Source organism: Pseudomonas sp. H1_F01 (assembly GCF_054681425.1).
Genome location: NZ_CP162823.1, coordinates 875,256 through 898,188, shown reverse-complemented (window position 1 = coordinate 898,188; position 22,933 = coordinate 875,256). Strand labels below are relative to the sequence as shown.

The window sequence follows — 22,933 nt, the reverse complement described above, 5'->3', positions numbered from 1 at the left end:
GATCAGAAGATCTCCTTGACGCTTTTGCCACGCTTGGCGGCAATGGATTCAGGAGACTGCATTGCTTTCAAACCCTTGAAAGTGGCGTGAACCACGTTTACCGGGTTAGTCGAGCCGTAGCACTTGGCCAGAACGTTCTGAACGCCAGCAACTTCGAGGACAGCACGCATAGCGCCGCCAGCGATGATACCGGTACCTTCAGAAGCAGGCTGCATGTACACCTTCGAAGCGCCATGGGCGGACTTCATTGCGTACTGCAGAGTGGTGCCGTTCAGATCAACCTGGATCATGTTGCGGCGAGCAGCTTCCATTGCCTTCTGGATCGCAGCAGGCACTTCACGCGACTTGCCACGGCCGAAGCCAACACGGCCTTTACCATCACCCACTACGGTCAACGCAGTGAAAGTGAAGATACGGCCGCCTTTAACGGTTTTGGCTACGCGGTTAACTTGAACCAGCTTCTCGATGTAGCCTTCGTCGCGCTTTTGGTCGTTATTTGACATAACTTAGAACTCCAGCCCAGCTTCACGAGCAGCATCAGCCAGCGCCTTGACGCGACCGTGGTACTTGAAGCCAGAGCGGTCGAAAGCCACCTGCGAGACGCCAGCGGCTTTAGCACGCGTAGCGACCAGCTGGCCAACCTTAGTGGCCGCGTCGATGTTGCCAGTGGCACCATCACGCAGTTCTTTATCCAAAGTCGAGGCACTTGCCAGGACTTTGTTGCCGTCGGCCGAAATGACCTGGGCGTAGATGTGCTGCGACGAGCGGAACACGCAGAGACGCACGACTTCGAGTTCGTGCATTTTCAGGCGTGCTTTGCGAGCGCGACGCAGTCGAGTAACTTTTTTGTCGGTCATTTGCTATGCCCTACTTCTTCTTGGCTTCTTTACGACGGACGACTTCGTCCGCGTAGCGCACACCTTTGCCTTTGTACGGCTCTGGTGGACGGAAGTCGCGGATCTCGGCGGCCACTTGACCTACCAGCTGCTTGTCGATGCCCTTGATCAGGATATCGGTCTGGCTAGGAGTCTCAGCGGTGATGCCTTCCGGCAGTTCATAATCCACTGGGTGCGAGAAGCCAAGAGCCAGGTTCAGCACTGTGCCTTTTGCTTGCGCTTTGTAACCAACACCGACCAGCTGGAGCTTGCGCTCGAAGCCTTGGCTTACGCCTTGGACCATGTTGTTTACCAACGCACGAGTGGTACCAGCCATTGCGCGAGTCTGTTGATCGCCATTGCGAGCAGCGAAACGCAGCTCACCAGCTTCTTCAACGATCTCAACGGACGAATGGATGTTCAGTTGCAGAGTGCCCTTGGCACCCTTCACCGAAAGCTGTTGGCCTGCGAATTTGACTTCGACACCGGCTGGCAGCTTAACGGGGTTCTTAGCGACGCGTGACATGCTTATCCCCCCTTAGAACACAGTGCAAAGAACTTCGCCGCCGACACCGGCAGCGCGCGCAGCACGATCCGTCATCACACCCTTGTTGGTGGAGACGATAGACACACCGAGACCGCCACGAACTTTTGGCAGATCATCGACGGACTTGTACTGACGCAGGCCTGGACGGCTAACGCGCTTCACTTCCTCGATGACCGGACGGCCTTCGAAGTACTTCAGCTCGATGGACAGCAGTGGCTTGATTTCGCTGCTGATCTGATAACCCGCAATGTAACCTTCGTCCTTCAGGACTTTGGCAACAGCTACCTTCAAAGTAGAAGATGGCATGCTTACGACGGACTTTTCAGCCATCTGGGCATTACGGATACGAGTTAGCATGTCCGCTAACGGGTCCTGCATACTCATGGGCTAGACGCTCCTAATACACAAAAAATTAGCCTTTCGGCTAGTACGTGTCGCCGAGCGCATCCGTGCAATAAAAACACGGGCTCAGGCGAGCCGGGTATTCTAGACACACCCCACAAATGAATCAAGCCCCAATAGGGGCTTGATTCATGTTCAAGGTCACCGACGGTCAGGATCTTGCGATCCCGAACGCCGCGACTTTGACAGTGCTTACCAGCTGGCTTTAACCAGACCTGGAACGTCACCACGCATTGCAGCTTGACGCAGCATGTTACGGCCAAGGCCGAACTTGCGGTACACGCCGTGCGGACGACCAGTCAGGCGGCAGCGGTTACGCATGCGCGAGGCGCTTGCGTCACGTGGCTGCTTCTGCAGGGCTACGGTAGCTTCCCAACGCGCTTCTGGACTTGCGTTCAGATCAACGATGATAGCTTTCAGCGCTGCACGCTTGGTGGCGTACTTGGCAACGGTGAGCTGACGCTTCAGCTCACGGTTTTTCATGCTCTTCTTGGCCATTTTCCTACTCCAATCAGTTGCGGAACGGGAATTTGAAAGCGCGCAGCAGTGCGCGACCTTCGTCATCCGTCCGAGCAGTGGTGGTCAGGGTAATGTCCAGACCGCGGAGAGCGTCGATCTTGTCGTAATCGATTTCCGGGAAAATGATCTGCTCTTTAACGCCCATGCTGTAGTTGCCACGACCATCGAAGGACTTGGCATTCAGGCCGCGGAAGTCGCGAACCCGAGGCAGGGAGATCGACAGCAGACGATCCAGGAACTCGTACATACGCTCACGGCGCAGGGTCACCTTGACGCCGATCGGCCAACCTTCACGGACTTTAAAGCCAGCGATGGATTTCCGAGCGTAAGTCACAACGACTTTCTGACCGGTGATCTTTTCCAGGTCGGCAACAGCGTGCTCGATGACTTTTTTGTCGCCGATCGCTTCGCCCAGACCCATGTTCAGGGTGATTTTGGTAACGCGCGGAACTTCCATCACGTTCGAAAGCTTAAGTTCTTCCTTAAGTTTCGGTGCGATTTCCTTCCGGTAAATCTCTTTTAGTCGTGCCATGGTCTTCTACCTAGCAGTGTTCAAGCATCAACCGCTTTTTGGGTCGACTTGAAGACACGAATTTTCTTACCGTCTTCTACTTTGAAACCAACGCGGTCAGCCTTGTTGGTTTCGCCGTTGAAGATGGCGACGTTGGAAGCGTGCAGTGGCGCTTCTTTCTCGACGATACCGCCCTGTACGCCCGACATCGGGTTAGGCTTGGTATGACGCTTGACCAGGTTCAGACCACCAACAACCAGACGGTTGTCAGCAAGAACCTTCAGCACCTTACCGCGCTTACCTTTGTCTTTGCCGGCGATCACGATGATCTCGTCGTCACGACGAATCTTTTGCATGTCGGATCTCCTTACAGCACTTCTGGGGCGAGCGAGACGATCTTCATGAACTTCTCAGTACGAAGTTCACGGGTCACTGGCCCAAAGATACGGGTGCCGATCGGCTCTTGCTTGTTGTTCAACAGAACAGCAGCGTTGCCATCAAAGCGGATGATGGAGCCGTCAGCACGACGAACGCCATGGCGAGTGCGGACTACGACAGCAGTCATCACTTGGCCTTTTTTCACCTTACCGCGAGGAATTGCTTCCTTGACGGTAACTTTGATGATGTCACCGATACCAGCGTAACGACGATGGGAGCCACCCAGCACCTTGATGCACATAACACGGCGAGCGCCGCTGTTATCGGCCACATCGAGCATGGATTGAGTCTGAATCATATAATTTCTCCGACCCCTAGCCCTTAGACTTCCACAGCGCGTTCGAGAACATCAACCAGCGCCCAAGACTTGGTCTTGGCCATCGGACGAGTTTCACGAATAGTGACTTTGTCGCCGATGTGGCACTGATTGGTTTCGTCGTGCGCGTGCAGCTTAGTCGAACGCTTAACGTATTTACCGTAGATCGGGTGCTTAACGCGACGCTCGATCAAAACGGTGATGGTTTTGTCCATCTTGTCGCTGACAACACGGCCAGTCAGCGTACGGACAGTTTTTTCGGCTTCAGCCATGATTACTTACCTGCCTGCTGGTTGAGCACAGTTTTCACGCGAGCGATGTCACGCTTAACTTGCGAGAGCAGATGAGACTGCCCCAACTGGCCAGTTGCTTTCTGCATACGCAGATTGAACTGGTCGCGCAGCAGGCCGAGCAGTTGCTCGTTCAGCTGCTGTGCTGATTTTTCACGAAGTTCATTCGCTTTCATCACATCACCGTCCGTTTAACAAAGGAGGTGGCGAGCGGCAGCTTTGCAGCAGCCAGGGCGAAAGCCTCACGCGCCAGCTCTTCAGAAACACCCTCGATTTCATACAGGACTTTGCCTGGCTGAATCTGGGCAACCCAGTACTCCACGTTACCCTTACCTTTACCCATCCGAACTTCGAGTGGCTTCTTGGTGACAGGTTTGTCCGGGAATACACGGATCCAGATCTTGCCGCCACGTTTTACGTGACGGGTCAGAGCACGACGCGCTGACTCGATCTGACGAGCGGTGAGACGACCACGAGCAACAGACTTCAGCGCGAACTCGCCGAAGCTGACTTTGCTACCGCGCAATGCCAGGCCACGGTTGTGACCGGTCATCTGCTTGCGGAACTTCGTACGCTTTGGTTGCAACATTTGGCGTACCCCTTACTTAGCAGCTTTTTTACGAGGCGCTGGTGCTTGTGGCTTCAGTTCTTCTTGGCGACCACCAATTACTTCGCCTTTGAAGATCCAAACCTTTACACCGATCACACCGTAGGTGGTGTGAGCTTCGTAGTTGGCATAGTCGATGTCGGCACGCAGGGTGTGCAGTGGCACACGACCTTCGCGATACCATTCAGTACGTGCGATTTCAGCACCGCCGAGACGACCGCTCACTTGGATTTTGATGCCTTTGGCACCAATGCGCATTGCGTTCTGTACAGCGCGCTTCATAGCGCGACGGAACATTACGCGACGCTCCAGCTGCTGAGCTACGCTCTGCGCAACCAGCATACCGTCGAGCTCCGGCTTGCGGATCTCTTCGATATTGATGTGCACAGGCACACCCATTTGCTTGGTCAGGTCCTGACGCAGTTTCTCAACATCTTCACCTTTCTTCCCGATAACGATACCTGGACGAGCGGTGTGGATGGTGATACGTGCAGTCTGCGCCGGACGATGGATATCGATACGGCTTACGGACGCGCTTTTTAGTTTGTCTTGGAGATACTCACGCACCTTCAGATCAGCGAACAAGTAGTCCGCATAAGTCCGACCGTCTGCGTACCAGACGGAGGTGTGCTCCTTGACGATTCCCAGGCGAATGCCAATGGGATGTACTTTCTGACCCATCTCTTCGACTCCGTTACTTGTCAGCAACCTTGACAGTGATATGGCAAGACCGCTTGACGATGCGATCAGCACGGCCTTTGGCACGTGGCATGATGCGCTTCAGCGAACGCCCTTCGTTGACGAAAACGGTGCTGACCTTCAGGTCATCAACGTCTGCGCCTTCGTTATGCTCGGCGTTGGCTACGGCCGACTCCAGCACTTTCTTCATGATCTCGGCGGCTTTCTTACTGCTGAAAGCCAACAGGTTGAGCGCTTCGCCCACCTTCTTCCCGCGGATCTGGTCGGCGACCAAGCGGGCTTTCTGGGCGGAGATTCGAGCGCCCGACAACTTAGCGGCTACTTCCATTTCCTTACCCCTTAACGCTTGGCTTTCTTGTCAGCCACGTGCCCACGGTATGTGCGGGTACCGGCGAACTCGCCCAGTTTGTGGCCGACCATGTCTTCGTTCACGAGAACTGGGACGTGTTGGCGACCGTTGTGTACTGCGATGGTCAAACCGACCATTTGTGGCAGGATCATCGAACGACGCGACCAGGTCTTAACTGGTTTGCGATCGTTCTTTTCCGCCGCCACTTCGATCTTCTTCAGTAGGTGAAGATCAATAAAAGGACCTTTTTTCAGAGAACGTGGCACTGTCGTATCCCTCTATTTACTTGCGACGACGGACGATCATTTTGTCGGTACGCTTATTACCACGAGTCTTCGCGCCCTTAGTCGGGAAGCCCCATGGCGATACCGGATGACGACCACCAGAGGTACGACCTTCACCACCACCATGTGGGTGGTCAACCGGGTTCATGGCAACACCACGAACGGTTGGGCGAACGCCACGCCAGCGCTTGGCACCAGCTTTACCCAACGAACGCAGGCTGTGCTCGGAGTTCGAGACTTCGCCCAGGGTCGCACGGCATTCAGCCAGTACTTTACGCATCTCACCAGAACGCAGACGCAGGGTCACGTAGACACCTTCACGAGCGATCAGCTGAGCCGAAGCACCAGCGGAACGAGCGATCTGTGCGCCTTTACCTGGCTTCAATTCGATGCCGTGTACGGTGCTACCAACTGGAATGTTACGCAGTTGCAGAGCGTTGCCCGGCTTGATCGGTGCCAGGGCACCTGCGATCAGCTGGTCGCCAGCACTCACGCCTTTAGGGGCGATGATGTAGCGACGCTCGCCATCTGCGTACAGCAGCAGAGCGATGTGAGCAGTACGGTTTGGATCGTATTCGATACGCTCGACGGTGGCAGCGATGCCATCCTTGTCGTTGCGACGGAAGTCGACCAGACGATAATGCTGCTTATGACCACCACCGATGTGACGAGTGGTAATACGGCCATTGTTGTTACGACCACCAGACTTCGATTTTTTCTCGAGCAGCGGTGCGTGAGGAGCGCCTTTATGCAGCTCCTGGTTGACCACCTTGACCACAAAACGGCGGCCAGGGGAAGTCGGTTTGCATTTAACGATTGCCATGATGCACCCCTTCCTTACTCAGCACTGCTGCTGAAATCGAGATCTTGGCCTGGCTGAAGGGAGATAACTGCCTTCTTCCAGTCATTACGCTTGCCCAGACCGCGAGCAGTGCGCTTGCTTTTACCCAGAACGTTCAGGGTAGTCACGCGCTCTACTTTCACGCTGAACAGGCTTTCGACGGCCTTCTTGATTTCCAGCTTGGTTGCGTCGGTAGCAACCTTGAAAACGAACTGGCCTTTCTTGTCTGCCAGAACCGTAGCCTTCTCGGAAACGTGCGGGCCAAGCAGAACTTTAAATACGCGTTCCTGGTTCATCCCAGCAGCTCCTCGAATTTCTTCACGGCCGACACGGTGATCAACACCTTGTCGTATGCGATCAGACTGACCGGATCGGAACCTTGCACGTCACGAACGTCGACGTGTGGCAGGTTGCGAGCAGCCAGGTACAGGTTCTGATCAACAGCGTCAGACACGATCAGGACGTCAGTCAGGCCCATGCCGTTCAGCTTGTTCAGCAGATCTTTGGTTTTCGGTGCTTCAACAGCGAAGTCCTGAACCACGACCAGACGATCAGTACGCACCAGCTCAGCAAGGATGGAACGCATTGCTGCGCGATACATCTTCTTGTTCAGCTTCTGGGAGTGATCCTGAGGACGAGCTGCGAAAGTGGTACCGCCGCCACGCCAGATTGGGCTACGGATAGTACCGGCACGAGCACGGCCAGTACCTTTCTGACGCCATGGGCGCTTGCCGCCACCGGAAACGTCGGAACGGGTCTTTTGCTGCTTGCTACCTTGACGGCCGCCGGCCATGTAGGCCACGACTGCTTGGTGAACCAGCGTCTCGTTGAATTCGCCGCCAAATGTCAGTTCGGAAACTTCGATCGCTTGAGCGTCATTTACATTTAATTGCATGTCAGCTTCCCCTTAACCGCGAGCCTTGGCTGCTGGACGTACAACCAAGTTGCCGCCAGTAGCGCCAGGAACAGCGCCCTTGACCAACAACAGATTGCGTTCAGCGTCCACGCGCACTACTTCGAGGGACTGCACGGTCACGCGCTCAGCGCCCATATGACCGGACATTTTTTTGCCCTTGAATACACGACCAGGAGTCTGGCACTGGCCGATAGAGCCTGGAACGCGGTGGGATACGGAGTTACCGTGGGTGTTATCTTGCCCGCGGAAGTTCCAACGCTTGATCGTACCCTGGAAGCCTTTACCCTTGGACTGACCGGTTACATCAACCAGTTGGCCAGCGGCGAAGATTTCAGCGTTGATCAGATCGCCGGCCTGGTACTCGCCTTCTTCAAGGCGGAATTCCATTACGGTACGACCAGCGGCAACGTTCGCCTTGGCGAAGTGGCCAGCCTGAGCTGCTGTTACACGCGAAGCGCGACGCTCGCCGACAGTGACTTGCACTGCACGATAGCCATCGGTCTCTTCAGTTTTGAACTGGGTGACGCGATTCGGCTCGATCTCAATGACCGTGACCGGAATGGAGACACCTTCTTCGGTGAAAATACGGGTCATACCGCATTTACGACCGACTACACCAATAGTCATGTTGTAAACCTCATGAGTGTACGGGGCTTTCACCCGCTATGGCCGCCCATTTCAGAGCGTTACACGACTAAGACCGAGTCTTAGCCGAGGCTGATCTGCACTTCCACACCGGCCGCAAGATCAAGCTTCATAAGTGCATCAACGGTTTTATCCGTTGGCTGGACGATGTCCAGAACGCGCTTATGAGTACGGATCTCGTACTGGTCACGCGCGTCTTTGTTGACGTGCGGGGAGACCAGAACGGTGAACCGCTCTTTACGGGTAGGCAGTGGAATTGGACCACGCACTTGAGCACCAGTACGTTTCGCGGTTTCCACGATTTCCTGGGTGGATTGGTCGATCAGGCGATGGTCAAAAGCCTTCAACCTGATACGGATTTGCTGATTTTGCATTGGATTTCAGACTCCGGCTGCTATTCCCACCGGGCGCAATACGCCCGTTAAAAGGAGGCGCAATTCTATAGACGCCCCTGATAGGTGTCAACCCAATAAAAAAGCCCCCGCTGGGCGGGGGCTTTTTCAACTCATCAAAGCTTACTCAAGAAAGAGCTTACTCGATGATTTTGGCTACGACGCCAGCGCCGACGGTACGACCGCCTTCACGGATAGCGAAACGCAGACCGTCTTCCATTGCGATGGTCTTGATCAGGGTGACAACCATTTTGATGTTGTCGCCTGGCATTACCATTTCAACGCCTTCTGGCAGCTCGCAGTTACCAGTCACGTCAGTTGTACGGAAGTAGAACTGTGGACGGTAGCCTTTGAAGAACGGAGTGTGACGACCGCCTTCTTCTTTGCTCAGAACATACACTTCAGCTTCGAACTTGGTGTGCGGCTTGACCGAACCCGGCTTAACCAGAACCTGGCCACGCTCAACGTCGTCACGCTTGGTACCACGCAGCAGAACGCCGCAGTTCTCGCCAGCACGACCTTCGTCGAGCAGTTTACGGAACATTTCAACACCGGTGCAGGTGGTGACGGTGGTGTCACGCAGACCTACGATTTCCAGTGGATCCTGAACCTTGACGATACCGCGCTCGATACGACCGGTCACAACAGTACCGCGACCCGAGATCGAGAACACGTCTTCGATTGGCATCAGGAACGGCTTGTCGATAACACGAACTGGCTCTGGGATGTAGCTGTCCAGAGTTTCTACCAGACGCTTGACAGCGGTGGTACCCATTTCGTTGTCGTCCTGGCCGTTCAGAGCCATCAGAGCCGAACCGATGATGATTGGAGTGTCATCACCTGGGAAGTCGTAAGTGCTCAGCAGATCGCGCACTTCCATCTCAACCAGTTCCAGCAGCTCAGCGTCGTCAACCATGTCAGCCTTGTTCAGGAAGACAACGATGTACGGAACGCCTACCTGACGGGACAGCAGGATGTGCTCACGGGTTTGTGGCATCGGACCATCAGCGGCCGAGCAAACCAGGATCGCGCCGTCCATCTGGGCAGCACCAGTGATCATGTTCTTCACGTAGTCAGCGTGACCTGGGCAGTCAACGTGAGCGTAGTGACGAATCGAAGAGTTGTACTCAACGTGCGCGGTGTTGATGGTGATACCACGAGCCTTTTCTTCCGGAGCGCTGTCGATTTTGTCGAAAGCAACAACGGCCGAACCGAAAACTTCGGAGCAGACGCGAGTCAGAGCCGCAGTCAGAGTGGTTTTACCGTGGTCAACGTGACCAATGGTGCCAACGTTGACGTGCGGTAGGGAACGATCAAATTTTTCTTTAGCCACGACAATTAACTCCTTGCCTAAAGGGCTGAATCAGCCTTGCTTTTTGGTAACAGTCTCGACGATATGCGACGGAGCTGTATTGTATTTTTTGAATTCCATAGAGTAGCTTGCGCGACCCTGAGACATGGAACGAACGTCGGTTGCATAACCGAACATTTCACCCAACGGAACCTCGGCACGAATGACCTTGCCGGAAACCGTATCTTCCATACCCAGAATCATGCCACGACGACGGTTAAGGTCGCCCATGACATCACCCATGTAGTCTTCAGGCGTAACGACTTCTACCGCCATGATCGGCTCGAGCAACTCACCACCGCCCTTCTGGGCCAGTTGCTTGGTTGCCATGGAAGCAGCCACCTTGAACGCCATCTCGTTGGAGTCGACGTCGTGGTAAGAACCATCAAACACAGTTGCCTTCAGGCCGATCAGCGGATAGCCGGCAACAACGCCGTTCTTCATCTGCTCTTCGATACCCTTCTGGATCGCCGGGATGTATTCCTTAGGAACCACACCACCTACGACTTCGTTCACGAATTGCAGACCTTCCTGACCTTCGTCAGCCGGTGCAAAACGGATCCAGCAGTGACCGAACTGACCACGACCGCCGGACTGGCGAACGAACTTGCCTTCGATTTCACAGTTCTTCGTGATGCGCTCACGATAGGAAACCTGAGGCTTACCGATGTTGGCTTCGACGTTGAACTCACGGCGCATCCGGTCAACCAGGATGTCCAGGTGCAGCTCGCCCATGCCGGAGATGATCGTCTGACCAGTCTCTTCATCAGTCTTGACGCGGAAAGACGGGTCTTCCTGAGCAAGCTTGCCCAGAGCGATACCCATTTTTTCCTGGTCATCCTTGGTCTTAGGCTCAACGGCAACCGAAATAACCGGCTCCGGGAAGTCCATGCGAACCAGGATGATTGGCTTGTCGCCATTGCACAAGGTTTCACCCGTGGTGACGTCCTTCATGCCGATCAAGGCCGCGATGTCGCCAGCGCGCACTTCCTTGATCTCTTCGCGGGCGTTAGCATGCATTTGCACCATACGACCTACGCGCTCTTTCTTGCCTTTTACAGAGTTGATCACGCCGTCGCCGGAGTTCAACACGCCCGAGTAAACACGGACAAAGGTCAAGGTACCCACGAATGGGTCGGTAGCGATCTTGAACGCCAGAGCCGAGAACGGCTCGCTGTCGTCGGCATGACGCTCCAGCTCGATAGTCTCGTCATCCGGGTCAGTACCCTTGATGGCAGGAATGTCGGTTGGCGCAGGCAGGAAGTCGATAACGGCGTCGAGAACCAGGGGAACGCCCTTGTTCTTGAAGGAAGAACCGCAAACAGCCAGGACGATTTCACCAGCGATAGTACGCTGGCGCAGAGCGGCCTTGATTTCCTCGTTGGTGAGCTCTTCGCCCTCGAGGTACTTGTTCATCAGTTCTTCGTTGGCTTCGGCCGCAGCCTCAACCATGTTGCCACGCCACTTCTCGGCTTCTTCCAGCAATTCAGCAGGAATGTCCTTGCGAACAGGAACCATGCCTTTGTCAGCATCGTTCCAGTAGACAGCTTGCATGTTGATCAGATCGATCTGACCCTGGAAGTTGTCTTCGGAACCGATAGCCAGCTGAATAGGCACCGGAGTGTGGCCCAGACGCTGCTTGATCTGACCGATCACGCGCAGGAAGTTGGCACCAGCACGGTCCATCTTGTTCACATAAACAAGACGTGGAACGCCGTATTTGTTGGCTTGACGCCATACGGTTTCCGACTGAGGCTCAACGCCCGAGGTGCCGCAGAATACAACCACAGCGCCGTCGAGTACGCGCAGGGAACGCTCTACTTCAATGGTGAAGTCAACGTGGCCCGGGGTATCGATGACGTTGAAGCGGTGCTCGTCCTTGTACTGCTTCTCGGAACCCTTCCAGAAAGCGGTAATGGCAGCAGAAGTAATGGTAATACCACGCTCCTGCTCCTGCACCATCCAGTCGGTGGTCGCGGCGCCATCATGCACCTCGCCCATCTTGTGGCTTTTGCCGGTGTAAAAAAGGACGCGCTCGGTGGTGGTGGTTTTACCAGCATCCACGTGAGCGACGATACCGATGTTACGGTAGCGGTTAATCGGTGTAGTACGAGCCATAAAGCCCTCGCAAATTGAGTGACGCTAAAATTAGAAGCGGTAGTGCGAGAAAGCCTTGTTGGCTTCAGCCATACGGTGCACGTCTTCACGCTTCTTAACTGCAGCACCTTTACCTTCAGCAGCGTCCAACAGTTCGCCAGCCAAACGCAGGGCCATGGACTTCTCGCCGCGCTTGCGGGCGAAGTCTACCAACCAGCGCATTGCCAGGGCGTTACGACGGGACGGACGAACTTCGACCGGAACCTGGTAAGTAGCACCGCCTACACGGCGCGACTTCACTTCGACCAGCGGAGCGATGGCGTCGAGAGCTTTCTCGAAGATTTCCAGGGGATCGCTGTTCTTGCGTTCCTTAACTTTGTCCAGTGCGCCATAAACGATACGCTCGGCAACGGCTTTCTTGCCGCTTTCCATTACGTGGTTCATGAACTTGGCGAGAATCTGGCTTCCGTATTTCGGATCGTCCAGAATCTCACGCTTGGCTGCTACGCGACGTCTTGGCATTGATAAGCCCTCAAACGGTCTTCAGGTTAGCCCGGGACAGCGGATGCGTGCCCGACCTTACTCTTATCGACTCAATAAAATTAAAAACTGCAAAACGGCCGATTATTTCGGACGCTTGGTACCGTACTTCGAACGACCTTGGTTACGACCTTTAACGCCGGAAGTATCCAAAGAGCCGCGAACGGTGTGGTAACGAACACCTGGCAAGTCTTTTACACGACCGCCGCGGATCAGTACCACGCTGTGTTCTTGCAGGTTGTGGCCTTCACCGCCGATGTACGAGGAAACCTCGAAACCGTTGGTCAGACGCACACGGCATACTTTACGCAGTGCCGAGTTAGGTTTTTTCGGCGTGGTGGTATACACACGGGTGCATACGCCACGACGTTGCGGGCAGTTCTGCAGCGCAGGCACGTCGGATTTCTCGACGATACGCTTACGCGGCTGACGTACCAGCTGGTTGATAGTTGCCATCTACTAGCTCCACTGTTGTCTTGCGACGCTATTGTCTTACAAGAAAAGCAAAATGGCAGGAACGAATTCCCGCCAAATTTAGGGGATCAAGAGTCTAAAGAGGATCTTGTCCCCAGTCAAGGCAAGGCCCCGACCTCCCCGCCCGCCGGATCTCGACAATTTGTCTCGATCCGCCGAACGGGGTGACCAGGGCCAGGCACTCAATTACCGCAGAACTCAGTTACCACTCGAGTTCAGTGCTTCGGTCAGTGCAGCTTCCACTTCACTGGCGCTTACGCGCAACGGCTTGTCAGCATCACGGCGACGCTTGCGTTCGCTGTGATAGGCCAAACCGGTACCGGCCGGGATCAGACGACCCACGACCACGTTTTCTTTCAGGCCGCGCAGGTAATCGCGCTTGCCGGTTACCGCCGCTTCGGTCAGCACACGGGTGGTTTCCTGGAAGGAAGCCGCCGAGATGAACGATTCGGTGGACAACGACGCCTTGGTGATACCCAGCAGCACGCGAGTGAACTTGGAGACAAACTTGTCTTCGGTCGCCAGGCGCTCGTTTTCCACCAGTACGTGAGTCAGTTCCATCTGGTCGCCCTTGATGAAACTCGAGTCGCCGGATTCAGCGATCTCGACCTTACGCAGCATCTGACGCAGGATGGTCTCGATGTGCTTGTCGTTGATCTTCACGCCTTGCAGACGGTAAACGTCCTGGATCTCGTTCACGATGTACTTGGCCAGCGCACTCACACCCAGCAGACGCAGGATGTCGTGTGGATCGCTCGGACCGTCCGAGATAACTTCGCCGCGGTTTACCTGTTCGCCTTCGAAAACGTTCAGGTGACGCCACTTCGGAATCAGCTCTTCGTACGGATCGCTACCGTCGTTCGGTGTAATGACCAGGCGACGCTTGCCCTTGGTCTCTTTACCGAATGCGATGGTGCCGCTGACTTCAGCCAGAATCGAAGCTTCTTTCGGACGACGGGCTTCGAACAAGTCGGCAACACGCGGCAGACCACCGGTGATGTCGCGAGTTTTCGAAGTTTCCTGCGGGATACGAGCGATAACATCACCGATCGCGATCCGCGCACCGTCCGCAACACCGACCAGGGCGTTGGCTGGCAGGAAGTACTGAGCGATTACGTCAGTGCCTGGCAGCAACAGATCCTTGCCATTGTCGTCGACCATCTTCACAGCAGGACGGATGTCCTTGCCGGCAGCTGGACGATCTTTCGCATCGAGTACTTCAATGTTGGTCATACCGGTCAATTCGTCGGTCTGACGCTTGATCGTGATGCCTTCTTCCATGCCCACGTAGGTCACGGTACCTTTCATTTCGGTAACGATCGGGTGAGTGTGCGGGTCCCACTTGGCCACGATGGCGCCAGCGTCGACCTTGTCACCTTCCTTGACCGAAATCACAGCACCGTACGGCAGCTTGTAGCGCTCGCGCTCGCGACCGAAGTCGTCAGCGATGGCCAGCTCACCGGAACGCGATACAGCCACCAGGTGACCATCCACTCGCTCAACGTGCTTCAGGTTGTGCAGACGGACGGTACCGCCATTCTTCACCTGAACGCTGTCGGCCGCGGAGGTCCGGCTTGCCGCACCACCGATGTGGAACGTACGCATCGTCAGCTGGGTACCCGGCTCACCGATGGACTGGGCAGCGATAACGCCGACCGCTTCACCGATGTTCACCTGGTGACCACGTGCCAGGTCGCGACCGTAGCACTTGGCGCAGATGCCGTAGCGAGTTTCGCAACTGATCGGCGAACGTACGATCACTTCGTCGATGCTGTTGAGCTCGATGAACTCGACCCACTTCTCGTCAACCAGGGTGCCCGCAGGAACGATCACGTCCTCGGTACCTGGCTTGAATACGTCACGGGCGATGACACGACCCAATACGCGTTCACCCAACGGCTCTACAACGTCACCGCCTTCAATGTGCGGAGTCATTACCAGGCCGTGTTCGGTGCCGCAATCGATCTCGGTCACGACCAGATCCTGGGCAACGTCTACCAGACGACGCGTCAGGTAACCGGAGTTCGCCGTTTTCAACGCGGTATCCGCAAGACCCTTACGAGCACCGTGAGTGGAGATGAAGTACTGGAGTACGCTCAGGCCTTCACGGAAGTTCGCGGTAATCGGGGTCTCGATGATGGAGCCGTCCGGCTTGGCCATCAGGCCACGCATACCGGCGAGCTGACGGATCTGCGCAGCAGAACCCCGTGCGCCCGAGTCGGCCATCATGTACATCGAGTTGAAGGATTCCTGGTCGACTTCGTTGCCATGACGGTCGATGACTTTCTCTTTCGAGAGGTTGGCCATCATCGCCTTGGAGACTTCGTCGTTCGCCTTGGACCAGAGGTCGATCACCTTGTTGTACTTCTCGCCCTGGGTTACCAGGCCGGAGGCGTACTGACTTTCGATCTCTTTCACTTCTTCGGTAGCAGCACCGATGATGCGGGCTTTTTCATCCGGGATAACGAAGTCGTTAACACCGATGGAAACGCCGGAAATGGTCGAATAGGCAAAACCGGTGTACATCAACTGGTCAGCGAAGATCACGGTCTCTTTCAGACCAACCACGCGGTAGCACTGGTTGATCAGCTTGGAGATCGCCTTCTTCTTCATCGGCTGGTTGACGACGTCGTAAGACAGACCAGGTGGAACAACCTGGAACAACAACGCACGGCCGACAGTGGTGTCGACGATTCGAGTGTTCTTGACGCTGCCACCGTCACGATCGTTCACGGTTTCATTGATCCGCACCTTGACCTTGGCGTGCAGTGCGGCTTCGCCGGCACGGAACACACGGTCAACTTCCTGCAGATCCGCGAACACACGACCTTCGCCCTTGGCGTTGATCGCTTCACGCGTCATGTAGTACAGACCCAATACAACGTCCTGCGACGGAACGATGATTGGCTCACCGTTGGCTGGCGACAGGATGTTGTTGGTCGACATCATCAACGCACGCGCTTCCAACTGGGCTTCCAGTGTCAGCGGTACGTGCACTGCCATCTGGTCGCCGTCGAAGTCGGCGTTGTACGCAGCACAGACCAGCGGGTGCAGCTGGATAGCCTTACCTTCGATCAGTACCGGTTCAAACGCCTGGATGCCCAGACGGTGAAGGGTCGGCGCACGGTTGAGGAGAACCGGGTGTTCGCGAATCACTTCAGCGAGAACGTCCCAGACCTCTGGCAGCTCGCGCTCGACCATTTTCTTGGCCGCTTTGATGGTGGTCGCAAGACCACGCATTTCCAGCTTGCCAAAAATGAACGGCTTGAACAGCTCCAGGGCCATTTTCTTTGGCAGACCGCACTGGTGCAGACGCAGGGTCGGGCCTACGGTAATTACCGAACGACCGGAGTAGTCAACACGCTTACCGAGCAAGTTCTGACGGAAACGACCCTGCTTACCCTTGATCATGTCAGCCAGGGATTTCAGAGGACGCTTGTTGGAACCGGTGATAGCGCGGCCACGACGACCGTTGTCGAGCAGTGCGTCGACCGCTTCCTGCAACATACGCTTCTCGTTGCGCACGATGATGTCCGGAGCGGACAGATCGAGCAGACGCTTCAAGCGGTTGTTACGGTTGATCACTCGACGATACAGATCGTTGAGATCGGAAGTCGCGAAACGACCGCCATCGAGCGGAACCAGTGGACGCAGGTCTGGCGGCAGAACCGGCAGAACGGTCAGCACCATCCACTCTGGCAGGTTGCCGGAACCCTGGAAGGCTTCCATCAACTTCAGACGCTTGGACAGCTTCTTGATCTTGGTTTCGGAGTTGGTTTGCGGAATCTCTTCGCGCAGACGGCCAATCTCGTGTTCCAGGTCGATAGCGTGCAGCAGCTCGCGGACAGCTTCGGCACCCATGCGGGCATCGAAATCGTCGCCGAACTCTTCCAGCGCTTCGAAGTACTGCTCGTCGTTGAGCAGTTGACCCTTTTCAAGGGTGGTCATGCCTGGATCGATAACGACGTAGCTCTCGAAGTAGAGAACGCGTTCGATATCACGCAGGGTCATGTCCATCAGCAGGCCGATACGGGACGGCAGCGACTTCAGGAACCAGATGTGGGCAACTGGCGAGGCCAGTTCGATGTGCGCCATGCGCTCACGACGAACTTTTGCCAGCGCGACTTCAACGCCGCACTTCTCGCAGATCACACCACGGTGCTTCAAGCGCTTGTACTTACCGCACAGGCACTCGTAATCCTTGACCGGGCCAAAGATCTTGGCGCAGAACAGGCCGTCACGCTCAGGTTTGAACGTACGGTAGTTGATGGTTTCCGGCTTTTTAACTTCACCGAACGACCACGAACGGATCATCTCAGGCGATGCCAATCCAATACGGATGGCGTCGAACTCTTCGACTTGACCCTGGTTTTTCAGCAAATTCAGTAGGTCTTTCAAGGCCTTTCCTCCTGGCGGAGCAGAGAGCGGGCAAAACAGCCCCGCTCTCGATTCGCGTCACGTGTTATTCGGTTTCCAGATCGATATCGATGCCGAGGGAACGAATTTCCTTGATCAACACGTTGAAAGACTCGGGCATGCCCGGCTCCATACGGTGATCGCCGTCCACGATGTTTTTGTACATCTTGGTCCGGCCGTTCACATCGTCCGACTTCACTGTGAGCATTTCTTGCAGAGTGTATGCAGCACCGTACGCTTCCAGTGCCCAGACCTCCATCTCCCCGAAACGCTGACCACCGAACTGCGCCTTACCACCCAGCGGCTGCTGGGTAACCAGGCTGTAAGAACCGGTAGAACGAGCGTGCATCTTGTCGTCTACCAAGTGGTTCAGCTTCAGCATGTACATGTAGCCAACGGTAACCGGGCGCTCGAACTTGTTGCCGGTACGGCCGTCGAACAGCTGCATCTGGCCGCTTTCTGGCAGATCTGCCAGTTTCAGCATGGCCTTGATTTCGCTTTCCTTGGCACCGTCGAACACCGGAGTAGCCATTGGAACGCCGCCGCGCAGGTTCTTCGCCAGATCCAGGATTTCCTGATCGGAGAAGGTGTCCAGCTCTTCGTTGCGACCGCCGATCTCGTTGTAGATCTCGTGCAGGAACTTACGCAGGTCAGCGACCTTGCGCTGCTCTTCGATCATACGGTTGATCTTCTCGCCCAAGCCCTTGGCCGCGAGGCCCAGGTGGGTTTCAAGGATCTGACCGACGTTCATACGCGAAGGTACGCCCAACGGGTTGAGGACCACATCGACCGGGGTGCCATTGGCATCGTGCGGCATGTCTTCAACCGGCATGATCACGGAGACCACACCTTTGTTACCGTGACGACCGGCCATCTTGTCGCCCGGTTGGATGCGACGACGGATTGCCAGGTAAACCTTGACGATTTTCAGCACGCCTGGAGCCAGGTCATCGCCCTGCTGCAGTTTGCGCTTCTTGTCTTCGAACTTGTCGTCCAGCAGACGGCGGCGATCAACGATATAGGCCTGGGCCTTCTCGAGCTGCTCGTTCAGAGCATCTTCAGCCATGCGCAGTTTGAACCACTGGCCATGCTCAAGACCGTCGAGAACTTCGTCGGTGATTTCCTGACCTTTCTTCAGGCCGGCGCCGCCTTCGGCTTTGTGGCCGACCAGAGCGGAGCGCAGACGCTCGAAAGTTGCGCCTTCGACGATACGGAACTCTTCGTTCAGGTCCTTGCGGATCTCGTCGAGTTGAGTCTTCTCGATCGACAGTGCACGAGCATCACGCTCAACGCCGTCGCGAGTGAAGACTTGTACGTCGATGACGGTACCCTTGGTGCCGGTAGGCACGCGCAGGGAGGTGTCTTTAACGTCGCTGGCTTTTTCACCGAAGATGGCACGCAGCAGTTTTTCTTCCGGAGTCAGCTGGGTCTCGCCTTTCGGAGTGACCTTGCCCACCAGGATGTCGCCTGCGCCTACTTCAGCACCTACGTAAACGATACCGGCTTCGTCCAGCTTGTTCAGTGCAGCTTCACCCACGTTCGGGATGTCCGCAGTGATTTCCTCTGGGCCAAGCTTGGTGTCACGGGCCACACAGGTCAGTTCCTGGATGTGGATCGTGGTGAAGCGGTCTTCCTGAACCACACGCTCGGACAGGCAGATGGAGTCTTCGAAGTTGAAGCCGTTCCATGCCATGAACGCGATGCGCATGTTCTGACCCAACGCCAGTTCACCCATATCGGTGGACGGACCGTCGGCCATGATGTCGCTGCGCTGAACCCGATCACCCTTGCTCACCAGCGGACGCTGGTTGATGCAGGTGTTCTGGTTGGAGCGGGTGTATTTGGTCAGGTTGTAGATGTCGACACCGGCTTCGCCAGTTTCAACTTCGTCATCGGCAACACGAACCACGATACGGCTGGCATCGACGGAGTCGATCACGCCACCACGACGAGCCACGACGCAAACGCCGGAGTCACGGGCAACGTTGCGCTCCATGCCGGTACCTACCAGCGGCTTGTCGGCACGCAGGGTGGGTACAGCTTGGCGCTGCATGTTCGAACCCATCAACGCACGGTTGGCGTCGTCGTGCTCGAGGAACGGGATCAGCGACGCTGCAACCGAAACTACCTGCTTCGGCGATACGTCCATCAAGGTGACGTCTTCCGGCGCCTTGACGGTGAACTCGTTCAAGTGACGAACAGCTACCAGCTCGTCGACCAGGACCTTCTTGTCGTTCATCGTGGCCGAAGCCTGGGCGATCACATGATCAGCTTCTTCGATGGCGGACAGGAACACGATCTCGTCGGTGACCAGGGCGTCTTTCACCACACGGTACGGGCTCTCGAGGAAGCCGTACTGGTTGGTGCGCGCATAGGCAGCCAGGGAGTTGATCAGACCGATGTTCGGACCTTCCGGCGTTTCGATCGGGCATACACGACCGTAGTGAGTCGGGTGTACGTCACGAACTTCGAAGCCCGCACGCTCACGGGTCAGACCGCCCGGGCCGAGTGCGGAGACACGACGCTTGTGGGTGATCTCGGACAGCGGGTTGTTCTGGTCCATGAACTGGGACAGCTGGCTCGAACCGAAGAACTCCTTCACCGCCGCAGCCACAGGCTTGGCGTTGATCAGGTCTTGCGGCATCAGGCCTTCGCTTTCAGCCATCGACAGACGTTCCTTGACCGCACGCTCTACGCGCACCAGGCCAACACGGAACTGGTTCTCGGCCATTTCGCCTACACAGCGAACACGACGGTTACCCAGGTGGTCGATGTCATCGACGATGCCCTTGCCGTTACGGATGTCGACCAAGGTCTTGAGGACGGCAACGATATCGTCCTTGTTCAATACACCCGAACCTTCGATTTCGGTACGACCGATACGACGGTTGAACTTCATCCGGCCGACCGCAGACAGGTCATAGCGCTCAGGGCTGAAGAACAGGTTGTTGAACAGCGTTTCGGCGGCATCCTTGGTTGGCGGCTCGCCAGGACGCATCATGCGATAGATCTCGACCAGGGCTTCCAGTTGGTTGCCGGTGGAGTCGATCTTCAGCGTGTCGGAGATGAACGGACCGCAGTCGATGTCGTTGGTGTACAGCGTCTCGATGCGAACGACCTGGGCCTTGGCGATTTTTGCCAGGATCTCGGTGTTCAGCTCGGTGTTGCACTCTGCCAGGATTTCGCCGGTGGCCGGATGCACGATGACCTTGGCCGTGGTGCGACCCAGGACGTAGTCCAGAGGCACCTGCAGCTCTTTGATCCCGGCTTTTTCCAGCTGGTTGATGTGGCGAGCGGTGATACGGCGACCCTGCTCGACAATAACCTTGCCTTTGTCATCCTGGATATCGAGGACAGCGATTTCACCGCGCAGGCGCTGAGGCACCAGTTCCAGGCTGAGGTTTTCACCCTGCACATGGAAAACGTTGGTGGTGTAGAACGCGTCCAGCACTTCTTCGGTGGTATAGCCGAGCGCGCGCAGCAGTACCGATGCAGGCAGCTTGCGACGACGGTCGATACGCACGAATACGCAGTCTTTCGGGTCGAACTCGAAGTCCAACCACGAACCGCGGTAAGGAATGATGCGCGCGGAGTAAAGCAGTTTGCCGGAGCTGTGCGTCTTGCCACGGTCGTGGTCGAAGAACACGCCCGGAGAACGGTGCAGCTGGGAAACGATTACACGCTCGGTACCGTTGATTACGAAGGTACCGTTCTCAGTCATCAGGGGGATTTCACCCATGTAGACTTCTTGCTCTTTGATGTCCTTGATCGCTTTGTTCGACGATTCTTTGTCGAAAATGATCAGGCGCACTTTTACCCGCAAAGGTACGGCGTAAGTAACACCGCGCAATACGCATTCTTTGACATCAAATGCCGGTTCGCCCAGGCGATAACCGACGTACTCCAGCGCAGCATTGCCGGAGTAGCTGATGATCGGGAAAACGGATTTGAAGGCCGCATGCAGGCCCACGTCGCGGAACTGATCTTTAGTCGCTCCCGCTTGCAAGAATTCACGATACGAATCCAGCTGGATGGCCAGGAGGTACGGCACATCCATGACGTCCGGCAACTTGCTAAAGTCCTTGCGGATACGTTTTTTCTCAGTATATGAGTAAGCCATCAGCGTTCCCCAGCTTGGTCACCTGCTTGTTTGGCCCCTCCCGACGGGAGCAGCCAGAAAATCGTGCAAACCCCATGGTTTGCGCCACCACATCGGGTGGTTACAGCTCGTGATCAGCACCGACCCAGTCGGCTGCCAATAACGGAAAAAGGCCGGTGGCAAGAGCCACCAGCCATCAGCCTGTCGCTTAACGCTTGGGCTGGAGACGCAAAGTCGATGCTTACTTCAGCTCGACTTTAGCGCCTGCTTCTTCCAGAACTGCTTTGGCTTTGTCAGCTGCGTCTTTGGCAACAGCTTCCAGAACCATGGCAGGAGCGCCGTCAACTACAGCCTTGGCTTCTTTCAGGCCCAGACCGGTCAGTTCACGTACCGCCTTGATCACGTTAACTTTCTTCTCGCCAGCTTCGGTCAGCATGACGTTGAATTCGGTTTGCTCTTCAGCAACGGCAGCAGCAACAGCTGGACCAGCGGAAGCAGCAGCAGCGGTAACACCGAATTTTTCTTCGAAAGCTTTGATCAGCTCAACAACTTCCATTACGGACATGTTGCCAACGGCTTCGAGGATATCGTTTTGAGAGATAGACATGACTCTAAATTCCTGGATTGGGGGACGGCCTACGCGACCATCGAAATAAACAAAAAACGCGAAAAGGAGTGTCGAGCCTTAGGCTGCGGCAGCTTCTTTCTGGTCGCGCAGTGCCGCCAGAGTACGAGCCAATTTGCTGGTTGCGCCTTGAATCACGCTCATCAGCTGGGAAATTGCTTCGTCACGGGTCGGCAGAGTTGCCAGTACGTCGATCTGGTTAGCTGCGAGGAACTTGCCCTCGAACGCAGCTGCCTTAATCTCGAACTTGTCCTGACCTTTGGCGAATTCCTTGAACAAACGGGCAGCAGCGCCAGGATGTTGGGTGGAGAACGCGATCAAGGTCGGGCCGGTGAACACGTCGTTGAGGACACTGTATTCAGTGTCAGCAACAGCGCGCTTGAGCAGAGTGTTACGTACAACACGTACGTAAACGCCAGCTTCACGAGCCTCTTTACGGAGTCCGGTCATAGCGCCTACTGTTACGCCACGGGCATCAGCCACGACAGCGGACAGAGCAGCTTTGGCAGCCTCGTTGACTTCAGCGACGATGGCCTTCTTGTCTTCGAGTTTAATTGCCACGGGTTTAACTCCTGCTTGTTACCGTTTCATCCGGTCGAAACCGAATGTCGTTTTGGTGTCTGATTCGGTAAGGAACCGGGAGCACCATCTGCGTAGGCTTGTGGTTTAAGACTTGCGTCGCCTACGGTCTTGGACAGCC

27 protein-coding genes are annotated in these 22,933 nt (G+C 55.8%); all 27 read right to left on the bottom strand.

All coding sequences use genetic code 11. The features are described from left to right. Positions 1–2: 2 nt before the first annotated feature. Positions 3–503 carry a 30S ribosomal protein S5 gene (gene rpsE / locus AB4O09_RS04140; RefSeq protein WP_003186035.1) on the bottom strand — a complete coding sequence of 167 codons (501 nt, stop codon included), beginning with the start codon at positions 501–503 and terminating at the stop codon, positions 3–5. A gap of 3 nt (positions 504–506) precedes the next feature. Then, positions 507–857 (bottom strand): 50S ribosomal protein L18, encoded by a 351-nt coding sequence (gene rplR / locus AB4O09_RS04135; RefSeq protein ID WP_003186037.1) that lies wholly within the window; start codon positions 855–857, stop codon positions 507–509. A gap of 10 nt (positions 858–867) precedes the next feature. Beyond that, the gene (gene rplF / locus AB4O09_RS04130; protein WP_003186039.1) at positions 868–1,401 is read right to left on the bottom strand and encodes a 50S ribosomal protein L6; all 534 of its coding nucleotides are present in this window, start codon (positions 1,399–1,401) and stop codon (positions 868–870) included. A gap of 12 nt (positions 1,402–1,413) precedes the next feature. Next, complete coding sequence (gene rpsH / locus AB4O09_RS04125) at positions 1,414–1,806, bottom strand: 30S ribosomal protein S8 (protein ID WP_003186040.1); 393 nt, start codon at positions 1,804–1,806, stop codon at positions 1,414–1,416. 210 nt (positions 1,807–2,016) lie between these two features. Further along, positions 2,017–2,322, bottom strand: coding sequence for a 30S ribosomal protein S14 (gene rpsN / locus AB4O09_RS04120; RefSeq protein WP_003186042.1), 306 nt, complete (start codon positions 2,320–2,322; stop codon positions 2,017–2,019). 13 nt (positions 2,323–2,335) lie between these two features. Beyond that, positions 2,336–2,875 (bottom strand): 50S ribosomal protein L5, encoded by a 540-nt coding sequence (gene rplE / locus AB4O09_RS04115; protein WP_003186044.1) that lies wholly within the window; start codon positions 2,873–2,875, stop codon positions 2,336–2,338. Positions 2,876–2,895: 20 nt separating this feature from the next. Next, the gene (gene rplX, locus AB4O09_RS04110) at positions 2,896–3,210 is read right to left on the bottom strand and encodes a 50S ribosomal protein L24 (RefSeq protein ID WP_003186046.1); all 315 of its coding nucleotides are present in this window, start codon (positions 3,208–3,210) and stop codon (positions 2,896–2,898) included. Between the two features lie 11 nt (positions 3,211–3,221). Further along, positions 3,222–3,590 (bottom strand): 50S ribosomal protein L14, encoded by a 369-nt coding sequence (gene rplN / locus AB4O09_RS04105; protein WP_002555479.1) that lies wholly within the window; start codon positions 3,588–3,590, stop codon positions 3,222–3,224. A 23-nt stretch (positions 3,591–3,613) separates the two neighbouring features. Continuing rightward, positions 3,614–3,880 carry a 30S ribosomal protein S17 gene (gene rpsQ, locus AB4O09_RS04100; RefSeq protein WP_003194644.1) on the bottom strand — a complete coding sequence of 89 codons (267 nt, stop codon included), beginning with the start codon at positions 3,878–3,880 and terminating at the stop codon, positions 3,614–3,616. A gap of 2 nt (positions 3,881–3,882) precedes the next feature. After that, a complete protein-coding gene (rpmC, locus tag AB4O09_RS04095; RefSeq protein WP_002555481.1) occupies positions 3,883–4,074 on the bottom strand; it encodes a 50S ribosomal protein L29 in 192 nt (63 codons plus the stop codon). Then, positions 4,074–4,487, bottom strand: coding sequence for a 50S ribosomal protein L16 (gene rplP, locus AB4O09_RS04090; protein ID WP_003186052.1), 414 nt, complete (start codon positions 4,485–4,487; stop codon positions 4,074–4,076). Before rplP ends, rpmC begins: the two co-directional genes overlap by 1 nt. A 12-nt stretch (positions 4,488–4,499) precedes the next feature. Beyond that, positions 4,500–5,186 (bottom strand): 30S ribosomal protein S3, encoded by a 687-nt coding sequence (gene rpsC / locus AB4O09_RS04085; RefSeq protein WP_003176422.1) that lies wholly within the window; start codon positions 5,184–5,186, stop codon positions 4,500–4,502. Positions 5,187–5,199: 13 nt separating this feature from the next. Further along, positions 5,200–5,532: a 50S ribosomal protein L22 gene (gene rplV, locus AB4O09_RS04080; RefSeq protein WP_003103908.1), complete on the bottom strand. Its 333-nt coding sequence runs from the start codon at positions 5,530–5,532 to the stop codon at positions 5,200–5,202. An 11-nt stretch (positions 5,533–5,543) separates the two neighbouring features. Beyond that, a complete protein-coding gene (gene rpsS, locus AB4O09_RS04075) occupies positions 5,544–5,819 on the bottom strand; it encodes a 30S ribosomal protein S19 (RefSeq protein ID WP_002555486.1) in 276 nt (91 codons plus the stop codon). A 16-nt stretch (positions 5,820–5,835) separates the two neighbouring features. Next, positions 5,836–6,660, bottom strand: coding sequence for a 50S ribosomal protein L2 (gene rplB, locus AB4O09_RS04070; protein ID WP_003186055.1), 825 nt, complete (start codon positions 6,658–6,660; stop codon positions 5,836–5,838). A 14-nt stretch (positions 6,661–6,674) separates the two neighbouring features. Further along, entirely contained in the window at positions 6,675–6,974 is a 300-nt protein-coding gene (gene rplW / locus AB4O09_RS04065; RefSeq protein ID WP_002555488.1) for a 50S ribosomal protein L23, read from the bottom strand. Beyond that, complete coding sequence (gene rplD, locus AB4O09_RS04060; RefSeq protein WP_003186057.1) at positions 6,971–7,573, bottom strand: 50S ribosomal protein L4; 603 nt, start codon at positions 7,571–7,573, stop codon at positions 6,971–6,973. Before rplD ends, rplW begins: the two co-directional genes overlap by 4 nt. Before the next feature lie 12 nt (positions 7,574–7,585). Beyond that, the gene (gene rplC / locus AB4O09_RS04055; protein ID WP_003186059.1) at positions 7,586–8,221 is read right to left on the bottom strand and encodes a 50S ribosomal protein L3; all 636 of its coding nucleotides are present in this window, start codon (positions 8,219–8,221) and stop codon (positions 7,586–7,588) included. Between the two features lie 80 nt (positions 8,222–8,301). Beyond that, a complete protein-coding gene (rpsJ, locus tag AB4O09_RS04050) occupies positions 8,302–8,613 on the bottom strand; it encodes a 30S ribosomal protein S10 (protein ID WP_003186070.1) in 312 nt (103 codons plus the stop codon). Between the two features lie 157 nt (positions 8,614–8,770). Continuing rightward, a complete protein-coding gene (gene tuf / locus AB4O09_RS04045) occupies positions 8,771–9,964 on the bottom strand; it encodes an elongation factor Tu (RefSeq protein ID WP_003186071.1) in 1,194 nt (397 codons plus the stop codon). 30 nt (positions 9,965–9,994) lie between these two features. Then, a complete protein-coding gene (gene fusA, locus AB4O09_RS04040) occupies positions 9,995–12,100 on the bottom strand; it encodes an elongation factor G (protein ID WP_003206094.1) in 2,106 nt (701 codons plus the stop codon). Between the two features lie 30 nt (positions 12,101–12,130). Next, a complete protein-coding gene (rpsG, locus tag AB4O09_RS04035) occupies positions 12,131–12,601 on the bottom strand; it encodes a 30S ribosomal protein S7 (RefSeq protein WP_003186074.1) in 471 nt (156 codons plus the stop codon). 102 nt (positions 12,602–12,703) lie between these two features. Further along, positions 12,704–13,075: a 30S ribosomal protein S12 gene (rpsL, locus tag AB4O09_RS04030; RefSeq protein WP_003186084.1), complete on the bottom strand. Its 372-nt coding sequence runs from the start codon at positions 13,073–13,075 to the stop codon at positions 12,704–12,706. A gap of 216 nt (positions 13,076–13,291) precedes the next feature. Next, complete coding sequence (gene rpoC, locus AB4O09_RS04025) at positions 13,292–17,491, bottom strand: DNA-directed RNA polymerase subunit beta' (RefSeq protein WP_003206095.1); 4,200 nt, start codon at positions 17,489–17,491, stop codon at positions 13,292–13,294. 64 nt (positions 17,492–17,555) lie between these two features. Continuing rightward, on the bottom strand, positions 17,556–21,629 hold the full coding sequence (gene rpoB / locus AB4O09_RS04020) for a DNA-directed RNA polymerase subunit beta (protein WP_013694338.1): 4,074 nt from the start codon (positions 21,627–21,629) through the stop codon (positions 17,556–17,558). A 220-nt stretch (positions 21,630–21,849) separates the two neighbouring features. Then, positions 21,850–22,215: a 50S ribosomal protein L7/L12 gene (gene rplL / locus AB4O09_RS04015; protein ID WP_003206098.1), complete on the bottom strand. Its 366-nt coding sequence runs from the start codon at positions 22,213–22,215 to the stop codon at positions 21,850–21,852. Positions 22,216–22,293: 78 nt separating this feature from the next. Further along, on the bottom strand, positions 22,294–22,794 hold the full coding sequence (rplJ, locus tag AB4O09_RS04010; RefSeq protein ID WP_003206099.1) for a 50S ribosomal protein L10: 501 nt from the start codon (positions 22,792–22,794) through the stop codon (positions 22,294–22,296). Positions 22,795–22,933: the final 139 nt, after the last annotated feature.

What these genes read in the sequence shown, in the direction of transcription:
- rpsH (WP_003186040.1), bottom strand. Translation starts at nt 1,806, where the DNA reads ATGAGTATGCAGGACCCGTTAGCGGACATGCTAACTCGTATCCGTAAT.
- rplF (WP_003186039.1), bottom strand. Translation starts at nt 1,401, where the DNA reads ATGTCACGCGTCGCTAAGAACCCCGTTAAGCTGCCAGCCGGTGTCGAA.
- rpmC (WP_002555481.1), bottom strand. Translation starts at nt 4,074, where the DNA reads ATGAAAGCGAATGAACTTCGTGAAAAATCAGCACAGCAGCTGAACGAG.
- rplN (WP_002555479.1), bottom strand. Translation starts at nt 3,590, where the DNA reads ATGATTCAGACTCAATCCATGCTCGATGTGGCCGATAACAGCGGCGCT.
- rpsN (WP_003186042.1), bottom strand. Translation starts at nt 2,322, where the DNA reads ATGGCCAAGAAGAGCATGAAAAACCGTGAGCTGAAGCGTCAGCTCACC.
- rplX (WP_003186046.1), bottom strand. Translation starts at nt 3,210, where the DNA reads ATGCAAAAGATTCGTCGTGACGACGAGATCATCGTGATCGCCGGCAAA.
- rpsG (WP_003186074.1), bottom strand. Translation starts at nt 12,601, where the DNA reads ATGCCAAGACGTCGCGTAGCAGCCAAGCGTGAGATTCTGGACGATCCG.
- rpsC (WP_003176422.1), bottom strand. Translation starts at nt 5,186, where the DNA reads ATGGGTCAGAAAGTACATCCCATTGGCATTCGCCTGGGAATCGTCAAG.
- rplV (WP_003103908.1), bottom strand. Translation starts at nt 5,532, where the DNA reads ATGGAAGTAGCCGCTAAGTTGTCGGGCGCTCGAATCTCCGCCCAGAAA.
- rplP (WP_003186052.1), bottom strand. Translation starts at nt 4,487, where the DNA reads ATGTTGCAACCAAAGCGTACGAAGTTCCGCAAGCAGATGACCGGTCAC.
- rplW (WP_002555488.1), bottom strand. Translation starts at nt 6,974, where the DNA reads ATGAACCAGGAACGCGTATTTAAAGTTCTGCTTGGCCCGCACGTTTCC.
- rplC (WP_003186059.1), bottom strand. Translation starts at nt 8,221, where the DNA reads ATGACTATTGGTGTAGTCGGTCGTAAATGCGGTATGACCCGTATTTTC.
- rpsQ (WP_003194644.1), bottom strand. Translation starts at nt 3,880, where the DNA reads ATGGCTGAAGCCGAAAAAACTGTCCGTACGCTGACTGGCCGTGTTGTC.
- rpsL (WP_003186084.1), bottom strand. Translation starts at nt 13,075, where the DNA reads ATGGCAACTATCAACCAGCTGGTACGTCAGCCGCGTAAGCGTATCGTC.
- rplB (WP_003186055.1), bottom strand. Translation starts at nt 6,660, where the DNA reads ATGGCAATCGTTAAATGCAAACCGACTTCCCCTGGCCGCCGTTTTGTG.
- rplE (WP_003186044.1), bottom strand. Translation starts at nt 2,875, where the DNA reads ATGGCACGACTAAAAGAGATTTACCGGAAGGAAATCGCACCGAAACTT.
- rplD (WP_003186057.1), bottom strand. Translation starts at nt 7,573, where the DNA reads ATGCAATTAAATGTAAATGACGCTCAAGCGATCGAAGTTTCCGAACTG.
- rplR (WP_003186037.1), bottom strand. Translation starts at nt 857, where the DNA reads ATGACCGACAAAAAAGTTACTCGACTGCGTCGCGCTCGCAAAGCACGC.
- rpsJ (WP_003186070.1), bottom strand. Translation starts at nt 8,613, where the DNA reads ATGCAAAATCAGCAAATCCGTATCAGGTTGAAGGCTTTTGACCATCGC.
- rplL (WP_003206098.1), bottom strand. Translation starts at nt 22,215, where the DNA reads ATGTCTATCTCTCAAAACGATATCCTCGAAGCCGTTGGCAACATGTCC.
- rpoB (WP_013694338.1), bottom strand. Translation starts at nt 21,629, where the DNA reads ATGGCTTACTCATATACTGAGAAAAAACGTATCCGCAAGGACTTTAGC.
- fusA (WP_003206094.1), bottom strand. Translation starts at nt 12,100, where the DNA reads ATGGCTCGTACTACACCGATTAACCGCTACCGTAACATCGGTATCGTC.
- rpsE (WP_003186035.1), bottom strand. Translation starts at nt 503, where the DNA reads ATGTCAAATAACGACCAAAAGCGCGACGAAGGCTACATCGAGAAGCTG.